This window comes from Photobacterium sanguinicancri (genome assembly GCF_024346675.1).
Taxonomy (GTDB): domain Bacteria; phylum Pseudomonadota; class Gammaproteobacteria; order Enterobacterales; family Vibrionaceae; genus Photobacterium; species Photobacterium sanguinicancri.
This window is the reverse complement of sequence record NZ_AP024850.1, coordinates 2,975,728-2,992,899: the sequence shown is the minus strand read 5'-3', so window position 1 is coordinate 2,992,899 and position 17,172 is coordinate 2,975,728. Positions and strand designations below refer to the sequence as shown.

Annotated in this window: 11 protein-coding genes; 10 read left to right on the top strand and 1 reads right to left on the bottom strand. The window is 42.2% G+C overall.

Annotation, left to right across the window (positions count from 1 at the left end; genetic code table 11):
* The first annotated feature begins 132 nt into the window (after positions 1-132).
* The 10 genes from OCU87_RS13855 (at position 133) to OCU87_RS13810 (ending at position 15,600) form a co-directional block, all read left to right on the top strand.
* A complete protein-coding gene (locus OCU87_RS13855) occupies positions 133-1,845 on the top strand; it encodes a class I SAM-dependent methyltransferase (protein ID WP_261857411.1) in 1,713 nt (570 codons plus the stop codon).
* 565 nt (positions 1,846-2,410) lie between these two features.
* On the top strand, positions 2,411-2,557 hold the full coding sequence (locus tag OCU87_RS13850; protein ID WP_261857410.1) for a hypothetical protein: 147 nt from the start codon (positions 2,411-2,413) through the stop codon (positions 2,555-2,557).
* Between the two features lie 243 nt (positions 2,558-2,800).
* Complete coding sequence (locus tag OCU87_RS13845) at positions 2,801-5,056, top strand: ankyrin repeat domain-containing protein (RefSeq protein WP_261857409.1); 2,256 nt, start codon at positions 2,801-2,803, stop codon at positions 5,054-5,056.
* A 181-nt stretch (positions 5,057-5,237) separates the two neighbouring features.
* Positions 5,238-6,737 carry a type I restriction-modification system subunit M gene (locus OCU87_RS13840; RefSeq protein ID WP_261857408.1) on the top strand — a complete coding sequence of 500 codons (1,500 nt, stop codon included), beginning with the start codon at positions 5,238-5,240 and terminating at the stop codon, positions 6,735-6,737.
* A complete protein-coding gene (locus tag OCU87_RS13835; protein WP_261857407.1) occupies positions 6,734-8,230 on the top strand; it encodes a type I restriction-modification system subunit M in 1,497 nt (498 codons plus the stop codon). Before OCU87_RS13840 ends, OCU87_RS13835 begins: the two co-directional genes overlap by 4 nt.
* Positions 8,227-9,390, top strand: coding sequence for a restriction endonuclease subunit S (locus OCU87_RS13830; RefSeq protein ID WP_261857406.1), 1,164 nt, complete (start codon positions 8,227-8,229; stop codon positions 9,388-9,390). The genes OCU87_RS13835 and OCU87_RS13830 overlap by 4 nt, the downstream gene beginning before the upstream one ends.
* 1 nt (position 9,391) lies before the next feature.
* Positions 9,392-12,454, top strand: coding sequence for a type I restriction endonuclease subunit R (locus OCU87_RS13825; RefSeq protein ID WP_261857405.1), 3,063 nt, complete (start codon positions 9,392-9,394; stop codon positions 12,452-12,454).
* The gene (locus tag OCU87_RS13820) at positions 12,454-13,587 is read left to right on the top strand and encodes a DUF262 domain-containing protein (RefSeq protein ID WP_261857404.1); all 1,134 of its coding nucleotides are present in this window, start codon (positions 12,454-12,456) and stop codon (positions 13,585-13,587) included. Before OCU87_RS13825 ends, OCU87_RS13820 begins: the two co-directional genes overlap by 1 nt.
* Entirely contained in the window at positions 13,581-14,765 is a 1,185-nt protein-coding gene (locus OCU87_RS13815) for an AAA family ATPase (RefSeq protein WP_261857403.1), read from the top strand. The genes OCU87_RS13820 and OCU87_RS13815 overlap by 7 nt, the downstream gene beginning before the upstream one ends.
* Complete coding sequence (locus OCU87_RS13810) at positions 14,755-15,600, top strand: hypothetical protein (protein WP_261857402.1); 846 nt, start codon at positions 14,755-14,757, stop codon at positions 15,598-15,600. The genes OCU87_RS13815 and OCU87_RS13810 overlap by 11 nt, the downstream gene beginning before the upstream one ends.
* A 90-nt stretch (positions 15,601-15,690) precedes the next feature.
* Here OCU87_RS13810 and OCU87_RS13805 read toward each other — a convergent pair whose 3' ends face one another.
* Positions 15,691-16,785 carry an integrase domain-containing protein gene (locus OCU87_RS13805; protein ID WP_261858389.1) on the bottom strand — a complete coding sequence of 365 codons (1,095 nt, stop codon included), beginning with the start codon at positions 16,783-16,785 and terminating at the stop codon, positions 15,691-15,693.
* Positions 16,786-17,172 lie beyond the last annotated feature (387 nt).

The window sequence follows — 17,172 nt, the reverse complement described above, 5'->3', positions numbered from 1 at the left end:
TCAGCTCTTTGGTGTGGTTTGATTTGGCTATTAACGGTTATGGCGAAATAAAGGTGAGACATAATACATCTTGTTTGCTAACCGCATGCCTCTCCTCTATGATGCAATGAGTTTAATAATCGACCTATCACTATGTCTGCAACGCTCTCATTTTACCAACAAAATACCCCAAGCCTTTGTCAGCAATATAACTCGCTCACCTTCGAGAGTGTTCACGCGAGCTGGAAGCCGTTTTGGCCACACAGCGGCGATCGGGTATTGGATGTGGGTGCAGGGAGCGGTCGAGATGCTAAATGGATGGCAGCCCAAGGTTGCGATGTTATTGCACTAGAACCTTGTGATGCACTGCGCCAAGCAGGAAAAGCGCACACAGGCGCCGCGGTAACTTGGCTTAACGATGCCTTGCCAGCCCTGAGTAAAACAGAAAACTTAGGGATGCGTTTTGACTGTATCTTAGTCAGTGCGGTTTGGATGCACCTTGCCCCAAGTCACCGAGAACGCGCGTTTCGCAAGCTGTCTAATTTACTGGCCTCCAACGGTCGGTTAGTGATCACCTTACGCCATGGCGGATTTGATGATGGTCGCCAAGACTATGGGGTATCGGTAGAAGAAATAGAGCAGCTTGCTAAAAACAGCGCATTGCTAGTCAAGCACACTAGCGACAGCCAAGACTCCCTCAATCGCGATAAAGTGCATTGGCAAACGGTCGTGATGAGCCTACCTGATGATGGCTCTGGTGACTTAAACCGTGTACGCCACATTATTGTGAATGACAGTAAATCAGCCACATACAAACTCGCGTTACTACGTACCTTGCTACGCGTGGCGGATGCCCATGCAGGCGCTGTGATTGATCGCAGCGATGGTAAGGTTGCGATCCCCGCAGGGTTAGTGGGGCTGTATTGGATGCGCCAGTTCAAACGTTTGATTGATATCGACATTGAAGGTAGCGGTGGCATTCAACAAAACTCCAATACCAGCAAAGGATTGGGGTTTGTTAAAGATGATGGCTGGAACCAACTTAAACATTTAGCCGCCGACGATTTAACAGTCGGGGCAATGTTTCTTGGTGACGAAGCCAAAGCATTACAAAAAGCGCTGTCGCATACCTTAGCGACGATCAAAAGCGGACCTGTAACCTTTATATACCAAGGTGATAAAACGAATCGCTTATTTGATATTCAGCCTTCATCGCAACGTCGTAAAACCTTATCTTCACTCGTTATCGACAGTGACTTTCTAGCCAGCTACGGCAGCTTTGTGCTGGATGAAAGTTTGTGGGAGTGTTTCCGGTTATACAACGCATGGATAGAGCCATTAGTCGTTAATCAGTGGATTTTAGAAATGCAGCGCTTTGAGTTAAACCGCGCCCGAAATATTGGCCTACAAACCTACTATGATTGCTTGGTATGGATAGACAAAGATCATGACACCCGCGATGTGCGCAAGCGGGTCGCCGAACTTAAAAAACAAGATGCAGATTTATACAGCGTGTGGAGTGGCAGCAAGCTTAAAGAGACCTTCCACATCGATCACTGCCTACCATTTGCTTACTGGCCCAATAACGACAAGTGGAATTTGCTACCCACGACCGCCAGCGAAAACCTGAAAAAGAGCGATAAAGTCCCAACCTCAAATCGTCTACAAGCCTCAAAAAGCCGTATTCTCGATTGGTGGCAATTGGCGTGGGGCGAAGACGACGCGCTACAAACACGCTTCTTCTCTGAAGCCGCATTATCACTTCCTAATATTCCCCCACAATGCCACGACTTCGAGCAAGTGTTCGAAGCCATGGGGCTACAGGTACGCGGCGTGAAGAGTAGGCTGCTGGTGGGTGAGTGGTAGTTGTGCCCTTATAGGAACCTATTATCAACTCTGTCTGAGTCTAGCTGTTCTTTGGCTGAATCATGAGCATCATGTCTACTTGTTACTTTGGACTATATGCCATGCGTCTAACCTTCAGTAAGCAAAGAAACGTTTCAATGATATCGCTATACCCACCAAGGGATAAACGAGTAAGTATCCTCTAGTGGGTATAGAGTGTGACATCTTCTTACAAGGAAATAAGTAGCTCACAAGCCAGTGTAATCATTAACCTGCCTCCAAAAATAATTCACCACATATATTTCAAATCAACCTAAGGCTGGTCTATATAGTCAAGGCCAGCTAACTCAAATAAGGAGCTCTTGGTCATTTAGGCATCACTAGTCTATGGGAATGTTCGAACACCATTCTGCTATATGGGGAAATGAGAGAAAGGAAGAAAAGATTGCCAGAAAGAGATAGTAGCTTATCGGATTTAATCTCGTAGAGAGAAAACTATTTTTTCTCTCCATTTACTTTGCTTACGTGGCTGGGATGTAAAGTTAACCTTGTATTGTCTTTTCAATACAACATAAGGAACAAGATTATGTCTAAATCAAAATCTCAGATGACACCAAGTGATGCTCGCCGTATTCAAGCTGCTGAAGCAAAAGCAAACGGTGGGCAAGTTGCTAAAGGGGGCTTTGCGGCGAGAGCACAACGTATTGCTGAACAGAACAACAATAAAAAGTAGTTTACTCAATGGAGGTGGGCGGTTGTCGCCCACTTTTTATATGAAAAAGTTCAGTAGTAACAAAGATATCCATAAGTTTGTACTGACGCTCATAAAGAGAAACTGGACCTATGTTTCAGGTGAAAAACATGGTTCATTGTACACGCCTTATGGTAAACGTATTACTGTTCCTTGTAGCCAGAGTGACAGACGAGCATATAAAAACTTTGTGAAAGATATTCATCGGCTCAATAGGCAATAGTTATGGAAAACATAAATACACCTTATTTAAGCGTACAGTTCATACTTCGAGAGTTTGCTAAAGCATTTGGCACAAAAAAGTCTAATAAAGCCATTGATGATGCATGTAAGCACCTGGAAATAAATCCCTATAAATTTGAAGAATTAAAGCGTGATTTGATTCTTAAACCAATTGAAAAAGCAGTAAATATTCACTTTGCAGATCATGTGTGCGAACAGGTTGATATGGTCTTCAAGCAGTATATTGAACTGATGAAAGTTATCCCTCTTGATGGGGTTTCAGCAACATCGGCTCAATCACTCATTGGCCAAAAATATCTTTCAAGTGCAGTTGGATTTATCTGCTCTGAAATGCTTGATGGCATGCGAACGACTCCGAGCAGTTTAGCTAAAGGTGAACAAACTGCCATCCAGTTTGTTTTTCAAAATATAGAGAAAAACTCAGTTTGGCAGCGTCATTTACAAGACGCGACCAAAGAGCAAAAAGATCGATACCGCGTTTGGCAAAAAGGTAAGGATGGTGAACTTCCCGATTTAAAGACTATTGCTTCTCTTGGTGAGAAGGGCAAGACGCAAGAAGAGGTGATGACCTGGGGGGTAATAAAGGCCCGGTTGATAACCGCTCGTTTTTGGGACTACTTTTTCTTGCGCTCAGGGATAGGAGAGCTAAATGCCATTACAAAGGGGGATATCTCTACCCAATTAAAAGAATTTGCTCTCGATTTACATCATCTACAACAAGTAGAAGGTGAGAAATATAAAATTAGTACACCTATCGCACTTGAGTTGTTTGACTCTTTAAGATTGCGAAAGCCTAAGTCTCTTGGGGATAAGAAAAAATCAAAACGTTTGTTAGGTGAGTTACTCGATGTGCAATCACGTCTCGATAAGCTAGATGAAACCACATATTACTATTATTGGATGAATGCAAGGCATCACTTACATTGTGGTGAGTTAGCGCCGTCTATTGATAGTTACAAGCGTGCATTTGAACTTGCGGTATATCGTTCAGGCGAGAACCTTACATGTATCGTAACAGAGGCCGTTATAGTTGCCTCTAGGCTACCTAAGCCCGATAAAGTGTTCATAAATAGATTGCGAGCAGTCAGCGGTTTGTTTGATATCGCAATACTCCCTTTGCCCCAACGAAACGGTGGTAAAAAGAAACCTGAGTTCATCGAAAATTGGGAGGTTAGTACATACTCACAATATTTTGACAGTTACTTCCCACAAGACACTTTTTTTCCAGGATCCGACTACCCACCTTTTCAAGGCAAAAAGTATGGTATGTGGTTTGTAGACGGAACAAAACATAAGCCAGATTTAGCCAAGCCAAATAGAAGGATAACTGTTGGTGAGTTAGATGGTTTGACTAAAAGAATGCCCCAATTGACGTACTTTTCAATGCAAGAGGATGAGAAAGCTGTTCAAGATCTACTTGATGCCGGGGCTAATGTTAATGTCAAATCAGAGGCAAATGAAAGCCCGCTTTTGATGGCTGTACAAGCAATGCAGGCAACATTGGTGCCTTTAAATTCTATGCGTGATGTTATGTTTAAGGCAATCTCAAGTAAGCCTCACAGTAAAGATATTCTGAATCTTATTACATCTAAAAAGAAACTAACCGTTTTAGGAACAGCGGTTCAATCCGGTCGATTAGATGTTGTCGAAAGAGTGCTACAGCTAGGGGCTGATGTTGATCAAAGACAGGAGCTAGGTTGGGAAACACCGTTATTTAGTTGTTTAGGATTGATTACCAATCACAAGTGCCCTTCGATGGTTGCTGCTTTGATCAACAGTAGCAGGAACAACGATCAAAGCTTACGGGCATTGATGTCTAATGCTGCGGGCATGGTTCCACCGGAAAAGCACCATTTAATGGAGCACATACATGCAAAAGAAAATGATCCCGTATACACCGAAATTATGAATGAAGTGACGCAGTATCAAATAGATAATATTCATAAGCATACAAGCGTTGAAGAACTTCGAGAAGTAGCCAAGAAACTCATCGATTTTGGTGCGGATCCCAATGCTAAGCACGATACCGCAATGCTTGGTTATACCCCTTTAATGCTGGCAGCTGAGCTTGATGAGGGAGATTTGTTTGAATATATGCTTACTGCTGGTGGTGACGTTCAATCAACCTGTGTTGTAACTGACACGAAACGTAGGGTGTCTTGTATAGAGATAGCTAGAAACTGGCGAGCAAAATCAGTGCTTCAAGCTATAGAAAAGTTAATGTTGAGTGAAAAATGATATTGAACATTGCGGCGATGCCTCAATAGTAGGTAACTCCGCATTTTCATTGAGTAAGTTTGAATATATAAATACTGAAATTTGCTGCTTAACAGACAACATTTAGCCATAATTTTGGCATAATACTGCAATTGAATTCAGTCTTTCTGCTTTTCGGGCAGAGTGAACATGCAGTAATCCCATGACCTTAATTAATCTCAAAGACTTAGAAGCGCACCTTTGGCATGCAGCCCACATTATCACGGGCCCAATCGATGCCTCAGACTACAAAACCTACATATTCCCAATCCTATTCTTTAAGCGTATCTGTGATGTGTACGATGAAGAATTTGCAGACGCGATGGAACAAGTGGGTGATGAAGAGCTTGCTAAGGGTGACATGTTTCACCGCATTCAAATTCCAGCTAACTGTCATTGGAAAGATGTGTTCGCAGAAACCAAGCATATTGGCCAAGCCCTAAAAGATTCATTCCGTGGTATTGAGCTAGAAAACCCACAGCTACATGGCATTTTTGGTGACGCGAGTTGGACCAACAAAGAGCGTCTATCAGACGAACTGCTATCGACACTACTCAACCATTTCAACAAGGTTAACCTTGGCGTATCGAGTGTGCGTAATGATGATATGGGTCGTGCTTACGAATACCTCATCAAGCGCTTTGCTGATAAAGCAAACAAGAAAGCGGGTGAGTTCTATACGCCACGTACCATTGTTCGTCTTATGGTTAATATTCTAGACCCACAAGCTAATGAAAGTGTATATGACCCGGCTTGTGGTACCGGCGGTATGCTGCTTGAAACCATTCACCATGTTAAAGAGAACGGTGGCGACCCACGTCTTCTAAAAATCAAAGGTCAAGAGAAGAACCTGACTACCGAAGCCATTGCTCGAATGAACTTGTTCCTACACGGACAAGAAGACTTTGAAATCGTACGTGGTGATACACTTCGTGATCCTAAGTTTTTGCAAAATGACCAACTAGAAAACTTTGACTGCGTAATCGCAAACCCTCCATTTAGCTTAAAAGAGTGGGGGCATGATTTTTGGGCAAGTGATCCATACGGTCGTGCAAGTTTTGGTCTGGCTCCTAAAACAAATGGTGATTTCGCCTGGGTGCAACATATGTTTGCCTCATTGAATGATGAAGGACGCATGACGGTAGTACTACCACATGGCGTACTTTTTCGTGGTGGAGTAGAAGGTAAAATTAGAACCAAGCTATTGAAAGAGAACCGCATCGTGGCGGTAATCGGTGTGGCTTCAAATCTGTTCTACGGTACGAGTATTCCTGCTTGTATTCTGGTGTTGCGTAAAACAAGACCGGAAGAGCATAAAGACCACGTGTTGATTGTGAATGCGGAGGATATCGTCACCATAGGCCGAGCTCAAAATACATTATCAGAAACACAAGCAGATGATATCTATGACATCTATCAGAACATGCGCATCAAAGGGCCAAAAGCAGACGACATTGAAGGTGTCGCACGTTGGGTGCCACATAGCGAGATTAAAGAGAACGACTTCAACTTGAACATCGCTCGTTATGTACAAAAGCCGCTAGAAGAAGAAACCATTACCGTTGAAGATGCATTGAAAGATTTCCAGCAAAAATTAGCAGCCTTAGAGGCCGCTGAGCAAGAGTTAGAAGCCTTGTTGATCAAAGAGGGCTTTGAGCTATGAACAAAAACAAATTAGAAGAGCTACTGTGGGGGGCTGCCGAGTTCCTGCGTGGTCAAATTGATGCGTCTGATTACAAGCAGTACGTCTTCCCATTGCTGTTCTTTAAGCGTCTTTCAGATGTGTACCTAGAAGAGTTTAATGAAGCATTAGAACTGCACGAAGGCGATGCTGAATACGCCGCTATGTCTATGTTCCATCGTTTCGATATTCCTGAAGAAGCAAGCTGGGAGAAGGTACGTAACACCAGCAAAGACATTGGCGAAGCAATTCAAAATGCACTGCGTTTGATTGAAGCAAAGAATGAACGACTACATGGTGTATTTGGTGATGCGCAGTGGACCAACAAAGAGCGCTTGCCAGATCATTTGTTATCAGACCTTATTCAGCATTTCAGTAAAATCCCACTAGGCATTAAGTCTGTTGCTCAAGATGACTTGGGTGAGGCTTACGAGTACCTGATCAAAAAGTTTGCTGACGATTCAGGGCATACGGCAGCTGAGTTCTACACCAATCGTACCGTTGTGCATTTGATGACCCGTATCATGAAGCTTAAGCCGGGTGAGAGTGCGTATGACCCAACCTGTGGTACAGGTGGTATGTTGCTTAACGCGGTAATGGATTTACGCTCTCAAGGTGAAGAGTGGCGCGGTGTTCATTTGTACGGTCAAGAAGTAAACCTGCTAACCTCCGCAATTGCACGTATGAACATGTTCCTGCATGACATTGAAGAGTTCGATGTTATGCGTGGAGATACTTTAGGCGATCCTAAGTTTATCGAGAACGACCATCTCAAACAGTTTGATGTTATTTTCGCTAATCCTCCGTATTCCATTAAAAAGTGGAGCCGTGAAAAGTTTGCAGCGGACCCGTATGGGCGCAACATGTACGGTGTACCGCCACAAGGTTGTGCTGATTACGGCTTTTACACACATATCATCAAAAGTTTGAAGTCAGAGACTGGCCGTGCAGCAATGCTTTGGCCTCATGGAGTGCTGTTCCGCGACTCAGAGTACGCGATCCGTAAACAGGTGATTGAATCTGACATTATCGAAGCGGTTATAGGGCTTGGACCAAATCTGTTCTATAACTCGCCAATGGAATCGTGCGTGGTCGTGCTTAATTGCAATAAACCTATTGAGCGCAAAAACAAGATCCTCTTTATCAATGGTGTAGAACATGTAACCCGCGAGCGTGCCCACAGCCGTTTATCTGATGATGATCTGGATGTGCTTTGTGATGCATATTTCAAACCAGGAAACCAAAGTGATATTACAGCGCTGGTTGATTTGGAAACTATCACTGCAAACCAATACAACTTATCTATTCCGTTATATGTACAACCAATAGATGGGCGGGAAACTTACGATGTCGAGCATGTATTAGAAACATGGAAAGTAAGTCGAGTACAGTTAAAAAAACAGACCAATGAACTATTTGAAGGTTTTGCTGAGTTGTTTAGCCAAGCATCAGAGAGTAAGTGGAGCAATAGATGATTCAGCAACAACTAATTGAAAACTGGAAAGTCGTTAAGTTTGGAGATATTGCAGAGCATATCTCAGAGCGGGTAAATCCAAAGGTTGGCGATGAGAAGAAATACATAGGGCTTGAACATTTAGATAGTGGAAGCCTAAAGGTCAAGAGGTGGGGAAGCAACGTCATCCTGAAAGGACAGAAACTCGCAATGAAGAAAGGTGATATCCTTTTTGCAAAGCGCAATGCGTATTTAAAGCGAGTTGCAATAGCCCCTTTTAGTGGGATTTTCTCTGCTCATGGAATGGTTATGAGGCCCAAGAGTGAACACATTGTTGAGGAGCTGCTTCCATTCATTATGCAATCTAATGTATTTATGAATCGTGCTGTAGCTATCTCTGAGGGATCACTATCACCAACTATCAAATGGAAGACTCTTTCTCGGCAGGAGTTTTGTTTGCCGTCTGAAAAATCACTACAGTTAAAGCTACTTGGTTTGTGCCTTAAGACAGAGTCGGTCTATGAGCAAATTGTTGATTTAAAGGAGGTGTTAGCTACTCTTGAGAAGACGTTTAGGGCTAGTTGCCGAGGTAGTCAAGAATGGGATGAGTTTAAGCTGGGAGAGCTTTCAGAATATATAACATCAGGTTCACGTGGTTGGTCTAAGTATTTTGGAAGTGAGGGCGCTCTTTTTTTAAGGTCACAGAACATCCGGGATGGTTACTTAGACCTAGATGATAAAGTTTATGTATGCCTTCCAGATAAAGTTGAAGGTAAGAGAACAAAACTTTGTTCTGAGGATATTGTGTTTACTATAACGGGGAATAGCGTTGGAAATGTTTCCTTGATAGAGGAGGGAGTTGGGGAAGTCTACGTTAGTCAACATGTGGCTTTAGTTCGACTTTTAAATACAACATACTCTAAATTTATCGCTTACTACTTTAGTAAAGGGGCCCCAGGGAATAGGGAGATACAACTCTGCCAATATGGCCAAAGTAAACCGGGCTTAAATTTAAAAAATATCTCCAACTTCAAAGTGAAACTACCACCTGAAAATGAGTTGAAAAATTACGTCAAGATAATTGAGGATATTTCAGCAGTAAAAACCTTGTTGGATATAAAAATTGAAAACTTCAATAGTTTAAAAAATATAGTAAATAGTAGCTTGGTTAAAGAGGCTTAGTGTGTTTAACGAACAAACCGTTACAGAAAATGGAATTATTGACCGTTTAAAAGGCTTAAGCGGAGTAAAGTGGAAGTATTGCCATGGTGAGAGCTTACCCAAGCAAACTCACGATATCTTCGTTGATACCTGGCTTAAAGACGCGCTTTGTTCGTTAAACCCTGATATTAGCAACAATCCCGATTATGCCGATGAGGTGATCTACAAACTTCGTGGTTTGATGTTGGAAGCGAAACACACAGGTTTAGTCAAAGCCAATGAGAATTTTCATGAATGGTTAATGGCAGAAAAAAGCTTACCGTTTGGTGAGAACGGCGACCACATTACTATCAAGCTGATTGACTTTGATACTCCCGAAAACAACCACTTTGTCGTTTCGCAACAGGTTCATTTTATTGCCGCGACAGAGGTATTTTTCGATATCGTTCTGTTTGTGAATGGTATTCCACTGGTGGTGGGAGAAGTAAAATCGCTCACTCGTCCAAGTGTTACCTGGCAAGATGGTGCTGCCGATTTCATGGGGGGTGAAAAGCATTATTGGAAAAATGTTGAGCCTTTCTTTGTACCAAACCTTCTGTGCTTTGCTTCTGAAGGTCGCACCTTTGCCTATGGTGCAATCAATGCGCGAGTGAAAGACTGGGGGCCATGGCATAAAACCGATCAGCGTGATGAAATTCCTGCAAGTTTTGCTACCGTGCTTGATAGCTGTGAAGGCTTATTGAACCCAGAAACCTTGCTGCAAATGCTAGAGTCCTTTGCGCTGTTTTCGACCGTCAAAACAGGTAAAGACACGCCACCTAAACGCATTAAAATTCTGCCTCGTTATCCGCAATTTGAAGCCGCAAAGCAAATTGTTGAGCGTGTAAAAAAAGGTTATCCGAAAAAAGGGCTTATCTGGCACTTCCAAGGTTCAGGTAAGTCTTTGCTTATGCTCTATGCCGCTCGCATGCTTCGCGCGGATAACAAATTGAAAAATCCAACCGTGTTGATTGTGGTAGACCGTCGAGACCTCGATAGCCAAATCAATGAAACCTTCGGTGGGGCCGATGTTAAAAACCTCATCAAAGTACAAAGCTGTAAAAAGCTTGGCGAGCATATAGAACAAGATAGTCGTGGCATTTTGATCACCACAGTCTTCAAGTTTAAAGATGTCGAAATCGATGAGAGCAATGAAAACGGCCTAAATAGTCGTGACAACATTATCGTGCTGGTGGATGAAGCACACCGCACTCAAGAGGGTTCCCTTGGCGATAAAATGCGTTGGGCTCTACCTCATGCTCACTTCTATGGTTTAACAGGTACGCCGATTTCCGGTATCGACCGCAATACCTTCAAACTCTTTGGCGCCGAAGAGGATGTAGGGCGCTACATGAACCGCTACAGCTACAAGCAGTCCATACGAGATAAAGCGACAAATGCAGTGAAGTTTGAGCCTCGTTTGGCTGAGCTTCGTGTGGATCGTGCCGCGATTGATGAAGCCTTTGAACAAATGGTTAAAGACAACGACCTGGATGATGATGAGAAAATGGCATTGTCTAAACGTGCTGGCCGCTTAGCGATTATGTTGAAGGCGCCAAAACGCATGGCGGCAGTAAGCGAAGATATTGCCAATCACTTTGTAAGCCATGTAAAGCCGAAGCAGATGAAAGGCATGGTTGTGGTCTATGACCGAGATGCCTGTGTTCAGATGTATTATTTACTCGGTAAGAAACTGGGCTTTGATGCGGTAGAAGTGGTCATGAATGTCGACCAGGCACCGATCAAAGATGAAGATGCAAGTAAGAAAGGCAAGGTCAATAAAGACTGGCGTAAGTGGAAGCAAGAGCTTGAGCTTCCTGTTAAAGCAGAAGACTTTGAACGTTGGCAAGAGATTGATGGCAACGACCAAAAGCAGAAGAGCCTGATTGAGGATTACAAAGATCCAAAACAACCACTTCAACTGTTGATTGTTACCGCAAAACTGTTGACAGGATTTGATGCACCTATCTGTTACTGCATGTACTTAGATAAGCCATTACGTGACCATACATTGTTGCAGGCAATGTGCCGTACTAACCGTTTGTACGAAACTGAGAATGTTAGCAAGCAAATGGGCCTAATCATTGATTACCTTGGTGTGTTTGAAAATCTACGTACCGCACTCGCGTATGATCCTGAAGAGATCGACGGCGTGGTAGAAGGTATCGAGGCCTTTAAAGAGCTACTGCCAGCTCAGCTAGATAAGTGTTTAAGCTTCTTCCCTAACGTCGACAGAACCATCGACGGCTTTGAAGGGATTATGGCAGCGCAAGCTTGCTTACCGACCAATGAAAAGCGTGATGAGTTTGCAGCTTCTTTCGGAGTGTTAGCTAAGTTATGGTCTGCGATTAACCCAGACGCTTTCTTAACGCCTTTCCGTGCCGATTATAAGTGGTTGGTACAAATCTATGAATCAGTTCGCCCAGTAGGGCAGACAGGCTCGCTAGTATGGGCTGCTTTAGGTCCAGAAACTATCAAGATGATCCATGAGCATACTGATATCAACCGCATTCGAGATGATATTGATGAGTTGGTCATGGATGAGCACGCTATCTTCACCTTGACTGAGAAAGAACAAGAGAAGCGCGCAAGCCAGTTAGAAATCGATCTAATGGGCCGTCTACGAGGTAGCGGTAACCCGCAGTTCGTAGCATTAGGTGAGCGCTTAGAGAAATTACGCCAGGATTATGAAGCAGGCGTAATCAAAGCTATCGATTGGTTAAAAGGTCTACTCGATACAGCTAAAGACACTGTGCAAGCCGAGCGTGAAACGGGCGACTCACCTGTAACTCAAGAAGATAACAAGCAAGCATTGACCAAACTGTTCTTAGAAACACGTCCAGAAAGCACACCAAAACTGATTGGTGATGTTGTAGAGCAGATAGACAAGATAGTAAAAGCCAAACGCTTTAAAGGCTGGCAGAGCTCGAACAGTGGCCCAAGAGAGATTCAAAAGGCATTGTTACTGACACTTGCTCAGTTTGGTTTAGGAAAAGATAAAGAACTGTTCGCTAAGGCGTACGGTTATATTGAGGAGCATTACTGATGAATGACTTAGATAAAAGTGAAATTATTGAGTCAGATGAAGACACCGTAGAAGACTATACAAGTGGTGACGGTGGTATTTACCCTTATTCAAAGAACGTAGACTTGTCGAAGATAGAGATTAACTTACGAGAAGATAAAATTTCTGTTTTTGAGATTATAAGGTGGACGAATAAAGGTAAATTTGTTTTGGACCCAGAGTTTCAAAGAAGTCCCAATGCATGGGATGAAGCGAAGAAGTCCATGTTTATTGAATCTTTGATTCTGAATCTTCCGCTACCGCATTTTTATTTTAATAGAGACTCTTCAGGTAGGTTGGTTGTAATTGATGGGCTTCAGAGGCTAACGGCAGTACTTGACTTTTATAATGATGATTTTCGTTTAGAAGAACTAAAAGCTTTACCGTGGCTTAATGGATTTAGTAAATCAGAATTAGAAGAAGAATACGATGAAGTATGGTCGAAGATTGAAGATAAAAACATACCGTATTACTCAATAATGCCATCAGTCCCAATGGCTGTAACGTACGATATCTTTAGGCGAATAAATACCGGTGGAACCAAGCTAGAGCGTCAAGAAATACGAAACTGTATATATATAGGAAGATCAACAAGATTATTGAAAAAATTGTCAGAGTTTGAAGAGTTTTCTTATATTACCGACTCTGGAATCTCTCCCAAGAGAATGAAGGATCGTGAAGCCGTTTTAAGATGCTTAGCTTTTTCCGATGAAAGCACTCGTAGTTACTATAAAGGTGATTTAGATGATTTTCTCGGAGAGGTTATGAAGAAGATAAACCTTATGGACGATGATGAGGTTCACGAATTGGAAGAAAAGTTTAAAGCCAACCTTAAGAAGATTGGAAATGTTTTTGGACATAATGCATTCAGAATCGGGAACGAGGAAACAAGAGGAAGAATCAATTTAGCAGTTATGGAAAGTATATATTGTGCATTTAATGACATGAGTACGAAGTACGTCCATGAAAGTAAAGAAAAATTGATTAAAAAATATGAAGATCTTATTTCAAATGAAGAGTACTTAAACTCAGTTAAAACCTCAACAAATCAGATCAAGAAAGTGTTTTCAAGGCTAGCTATTGCTTCTGAATATCTTGGAGGTGATTTATGTTAACTGAGATAACCGTCGAAAATTTTAAGTGCTTCAAAGAGGAAACTATTTTCCCAATTGAAAAGCTGACCTTACTAACTGGTGTAAACGGTAAAGGAAAGTCAACTACCATCCAAAGTTTACTTCTACCTTCGCAGAGTATTCTAGAGAACCAAAACTCAAACATACTGGTATTAAATAGTGATTGGGTAAAATTAGGCTCGTTCGATGATGTACGATCTACAGGTAGCTCTGCTCGTTCGGATATAGGGCTTTCCTATTGTTTTGAGAATAGAGAAACAAATAAATACTTAGCGCTAACAACGAAGTTCTCCAGGAAGTACATGGATGAGGATGAAGATGTTGAGGATGAAGGTAATTTACGATTAACGAGCGTAGAGATTGAGTCAAATGAGTCGGGGACATTTGAATCTGATAGTTTTGACATAATCAGGGGGCTCGATAAATCTACTCTGAGCAGCGTTGAGAACTATTTAGTTGATTTTTCGAGAGTAAGTTTTATCTCTGCAGAGCGTATAGGTCCTAGATCGTTTCATGAATCAGCATCGAATAGAACATTTGGTGTGGGTAAGTTCGGTGAGCACACTGCTTTGGAGATATATCGAAACCGAGAAAAGGATGTGAGAGAGGAGATGATTCATGCTTCAGGTGAAACTCCTAAACTACCGGACCAGATTTCGGCTTGGGTATCTTATATCTTCAATTCAGGAAGCGTTAGCGTTAGTTCAATTAGCGAATCTTTAAAGAAAATAGAGATTAGCCCTGATGGAAGCGTTAATAATTATAAACCAGAAAACGTTGGCTATGGGTTTAGTTACTGCCTTCCAATTATTGTTGCTGGTTTAGTTGCTAGAGAAGGAGATGTGATTATTATTGAGAACCCAGAAGCACATCTGCATCCAAGTGCACAAAATAGAATTACAAATTTTCTATGTAAAGTTGCTGCATCTAATGTGACTACAATCATCGAAACGCATAGCCCAAGCATTTTAAACGGAGTTAGGTTAGCGGTTAAGGATGGAGTATTGAAGAATGAGGACTCTTCTATTTTATTTTTTGGGGAAAGCTCTGAAGAACCGTTATCGAGAGTTGTTATCGAGGAAAATGGAATAATAAGTCATTGGCCGAAAGGATTTTTCGATCAGGATGAGATCGATTTGGATAGATTGCATGATTTGTAATGTAAATGTCTATATTGATGAGAACTCCATCTGTAAAGTTGACACGAAAAGTGATTTTTTTGAAGTGATTTTGGAACTTTTAAAACTATCTTCAGCTTTTAAGGTAGATATTGAAGGAGTAACTATAAGGTTTTTTTTATGGAAGTGTGATGAGTTAGAGGGCAAGATGCTTTGCATTGATGAAAAAGAAATATCTTTTTTATTGGCTGTAAATCAAATACTTAGAACGGACACTAAACGTCTTTTTAAGAAAGTCTTTTATGATAAGTTCAGTAAAGTTTGGAATGATGAACAAGTTCATTGTGAAGACACTTGGTACGAGATGTCTAATGGAGAGTGTGTCACTGGAGACACGTTCGCAGAATGTGCCGAGCTGACGCTTTCTAGCGATAAACATCCCATTGCTTTCGTCAACAATAAAGTGACCGCTGGCACACTTGCTGAAGTGGTTAAAGGCTGGGAAGGTGGAGCTAGACAGAGTATTTATGTTGAGCTCGCTGATATTGAAGTGAATCCCAAGCTTTGGTTAGAACAAAAGTATAATGTGGCTGATTATTGTTATGACCTAGCGTCTGATATCCCCCCAATTGATTCTCAAACCTATCTTCGTGATAGTAGTAGATATACTAAGACTGGAATGATCAATCATGGGAAAGCGGTACACTATTGTGTTTTGGAAAGAACTTATCACGTTATTGATAATTTACATTATGGTGAAAGCTCACATATCGAGGTGTGGAATCGTTTTGGTAAGCATTTAGGCGAAAATGACTTAAATGGAAATCGAATCAGTGATGCGGATAGTACTAAAAACAACCCGTCATGGTTGAGTTAAAAAATGTTATTGAGCCTGCAATTTAGATTACAGGCTCTTTCCTTAAATTGTATTAGGGCCGTGCGTAGGTAGGGCCCATGTAATATCAGTTTATAGGCTAATAACCTTCAATTGCCTGGTCCCAGTAACCGACAAACTCCCCTGAGCGGCTGTAGCAATATGATTACTCCACCAGCTCATCATCGGACGGCGTCTTTTAAGGATATCAGACCGGTTATATGCACTACGGATTTGGTTTTTATCAACGTGTGCCAAAGCTACTTCAATCAGATCTGGTTCAAAACCTTGTTCGTTGAGTGTTGTACTAGCGATTGAACGAAGACCATGACTTACCAAGCGATTCGCAACCCCCATTCGTTTTAAGGCCATGTTAGCTGTTTGGCTGTTGCAGTGTTTTAGTGGATCGCGATCTGATGGAAATACATACTCGCGGTGTCCACTGATTGGCTGCAAGTATTCTAGGATTGCAATTGCTTCATCGGTGAGTGGGATTCGATGCTCTCTGCCTTTCTTCATTCTTGCTGGTGGAATAGTCCATACTCTAGCCTCTAAATCTATTTCATCCCAACGAGTTCCAGAGGCTTCTGAGGGGCGAGTCATAGTATGAAGCTGCCATTCGATTAAGCACCGCGTCGTGCGTTTAATGCTGGCATTAGCTATGGCACTCATAAGCTCTGGCAACTCCGCTGGTTTGAGTGCTGCCATGTTCTCTTTCTTGGGTTTCTTGAAAGCGGCTTTGATGCCAGTTAATGGGTTCGCCTGAACTAAGCCACAGTTGGTTGCGAAGTTCATTACCTCATTGAGACGTTGCGCTAGGCGTTTTACGGCCTCTAGACTGCCTTTGGCTTCAATAGGTTTTAGTAGCTCTATAACCTGTGGCGCAGTGATTTCTTTAACTGGTATCTCGGATAGGTAGGGGAAAATATGTAGCTCAAGAGAGCGCCAAATATCAACCGCATAATCAGGTGTGATGTCATCTTTCTTAATATCAAACCACTCTTTAGCCACATTGATAAACGTGTGCTGGTGGGTAGCTTTGTGCTCTTCCTGCCGTCGCTTCCTATCTTCTTGAGGGGCGAACCCATGAGCGAGTAGTTCTCTTGCTTCCTGTGAGGTCTTGCGGGCGTTAGCAAGGGAGAGGTCAGGGTATTTACCAAGACTTAGGTTAGTACGTTTTCTTTTGATGGGGTGTGTATAGTTTAGTAGCTAAAGCTTTGAGCCATTTGGTTTCACCCGTAGACGTAAACCATCGCCATCAGAAAGAATGTACTCTTTCTCTTTGGGGTTAGCTGCTTTTATATTAGCTATTAGTTAGGCGAGTAGTCGTTTTGCTAGTGTGGGTACACTAAGTTGGGAACTAAAAGTAGTGTTCCTAAAAAGCAAAGAGATCTGAGGGGGCGTTACGCTTAACAGGGTTAAGTCTTTGTTTATTGCAGATACAAAAACGGGACATCCGAAGATGTCCCGTTCCAAACGTTTGGTGGGCTGGCGTCATCGTAATTTAGAATTTAAAGTGTTGATTTTTATTATTAAATCTCAGTTCATCTTTGTAAGAGGTGCTATCTGGGTGTT

Coding starts and splice junctions, on each gene's coding strand:
- OCU87_RS13855 (WP_261857411.1), top strand. CDS start 133: ATGTCTGCAACGCTCTCATTTTACCAACAAAATACCCCAAGCCTTTGT.
- OCU87_RS13850 (WP_261857410.1), top strand. CDS start 2,411: ATGTCTAAATCAAAATCTCAGATGACACCAAGTGATGCTCGCCGTATT.
- OCU87_RS13845 (WP_261857409.1), top strand. CDS start 2,801: ATGGAAAACATAAATACACCTTATTTAAGCGTACAGTTCATACTTCGA.
- OCU87_RS13840 (WP_261857408.1), top strand. CDS start 5,238: ATGACCTTAATTAATCTCAAAGACTTAGAAGCGCACCTTTGGCATGCA.
- OCU87_RS13835 (WP_261857407.1), top strand. CDS start 6,734: ATGAACAAAAACAAATTAGAAGAGCTACTGTGGGGGGCTGCCGAGTTC.
- OCU87_RS13830 (WP_261857406.1), top strand. CDS start 8,227: ATGATTCAGCAACAACTAATTGAAAACTGGAAAGTCGTTAAGTTTGGA.
- OCU87_RS13820 (WP_261857404.1), top strand. CDS start 12,454: ATGAATGACTTAGATAAAAGTGAAATTATTGAGTCAGATGAAGACACC.
- OCU87_RS13815 (WP_261857403.1), top strand. CDS start 13,581: ATGTTAACTGAGATAACCGTCGAAAATTTTAAGTGCTTCAAAGAGGAA.
- OCU87_RS13810 (WP_261857402.1), top strand. CDS start 14,755: ATGATTTGTAATGTAAATGTCTATATTGATGAGAACTCCATCTGTAAA.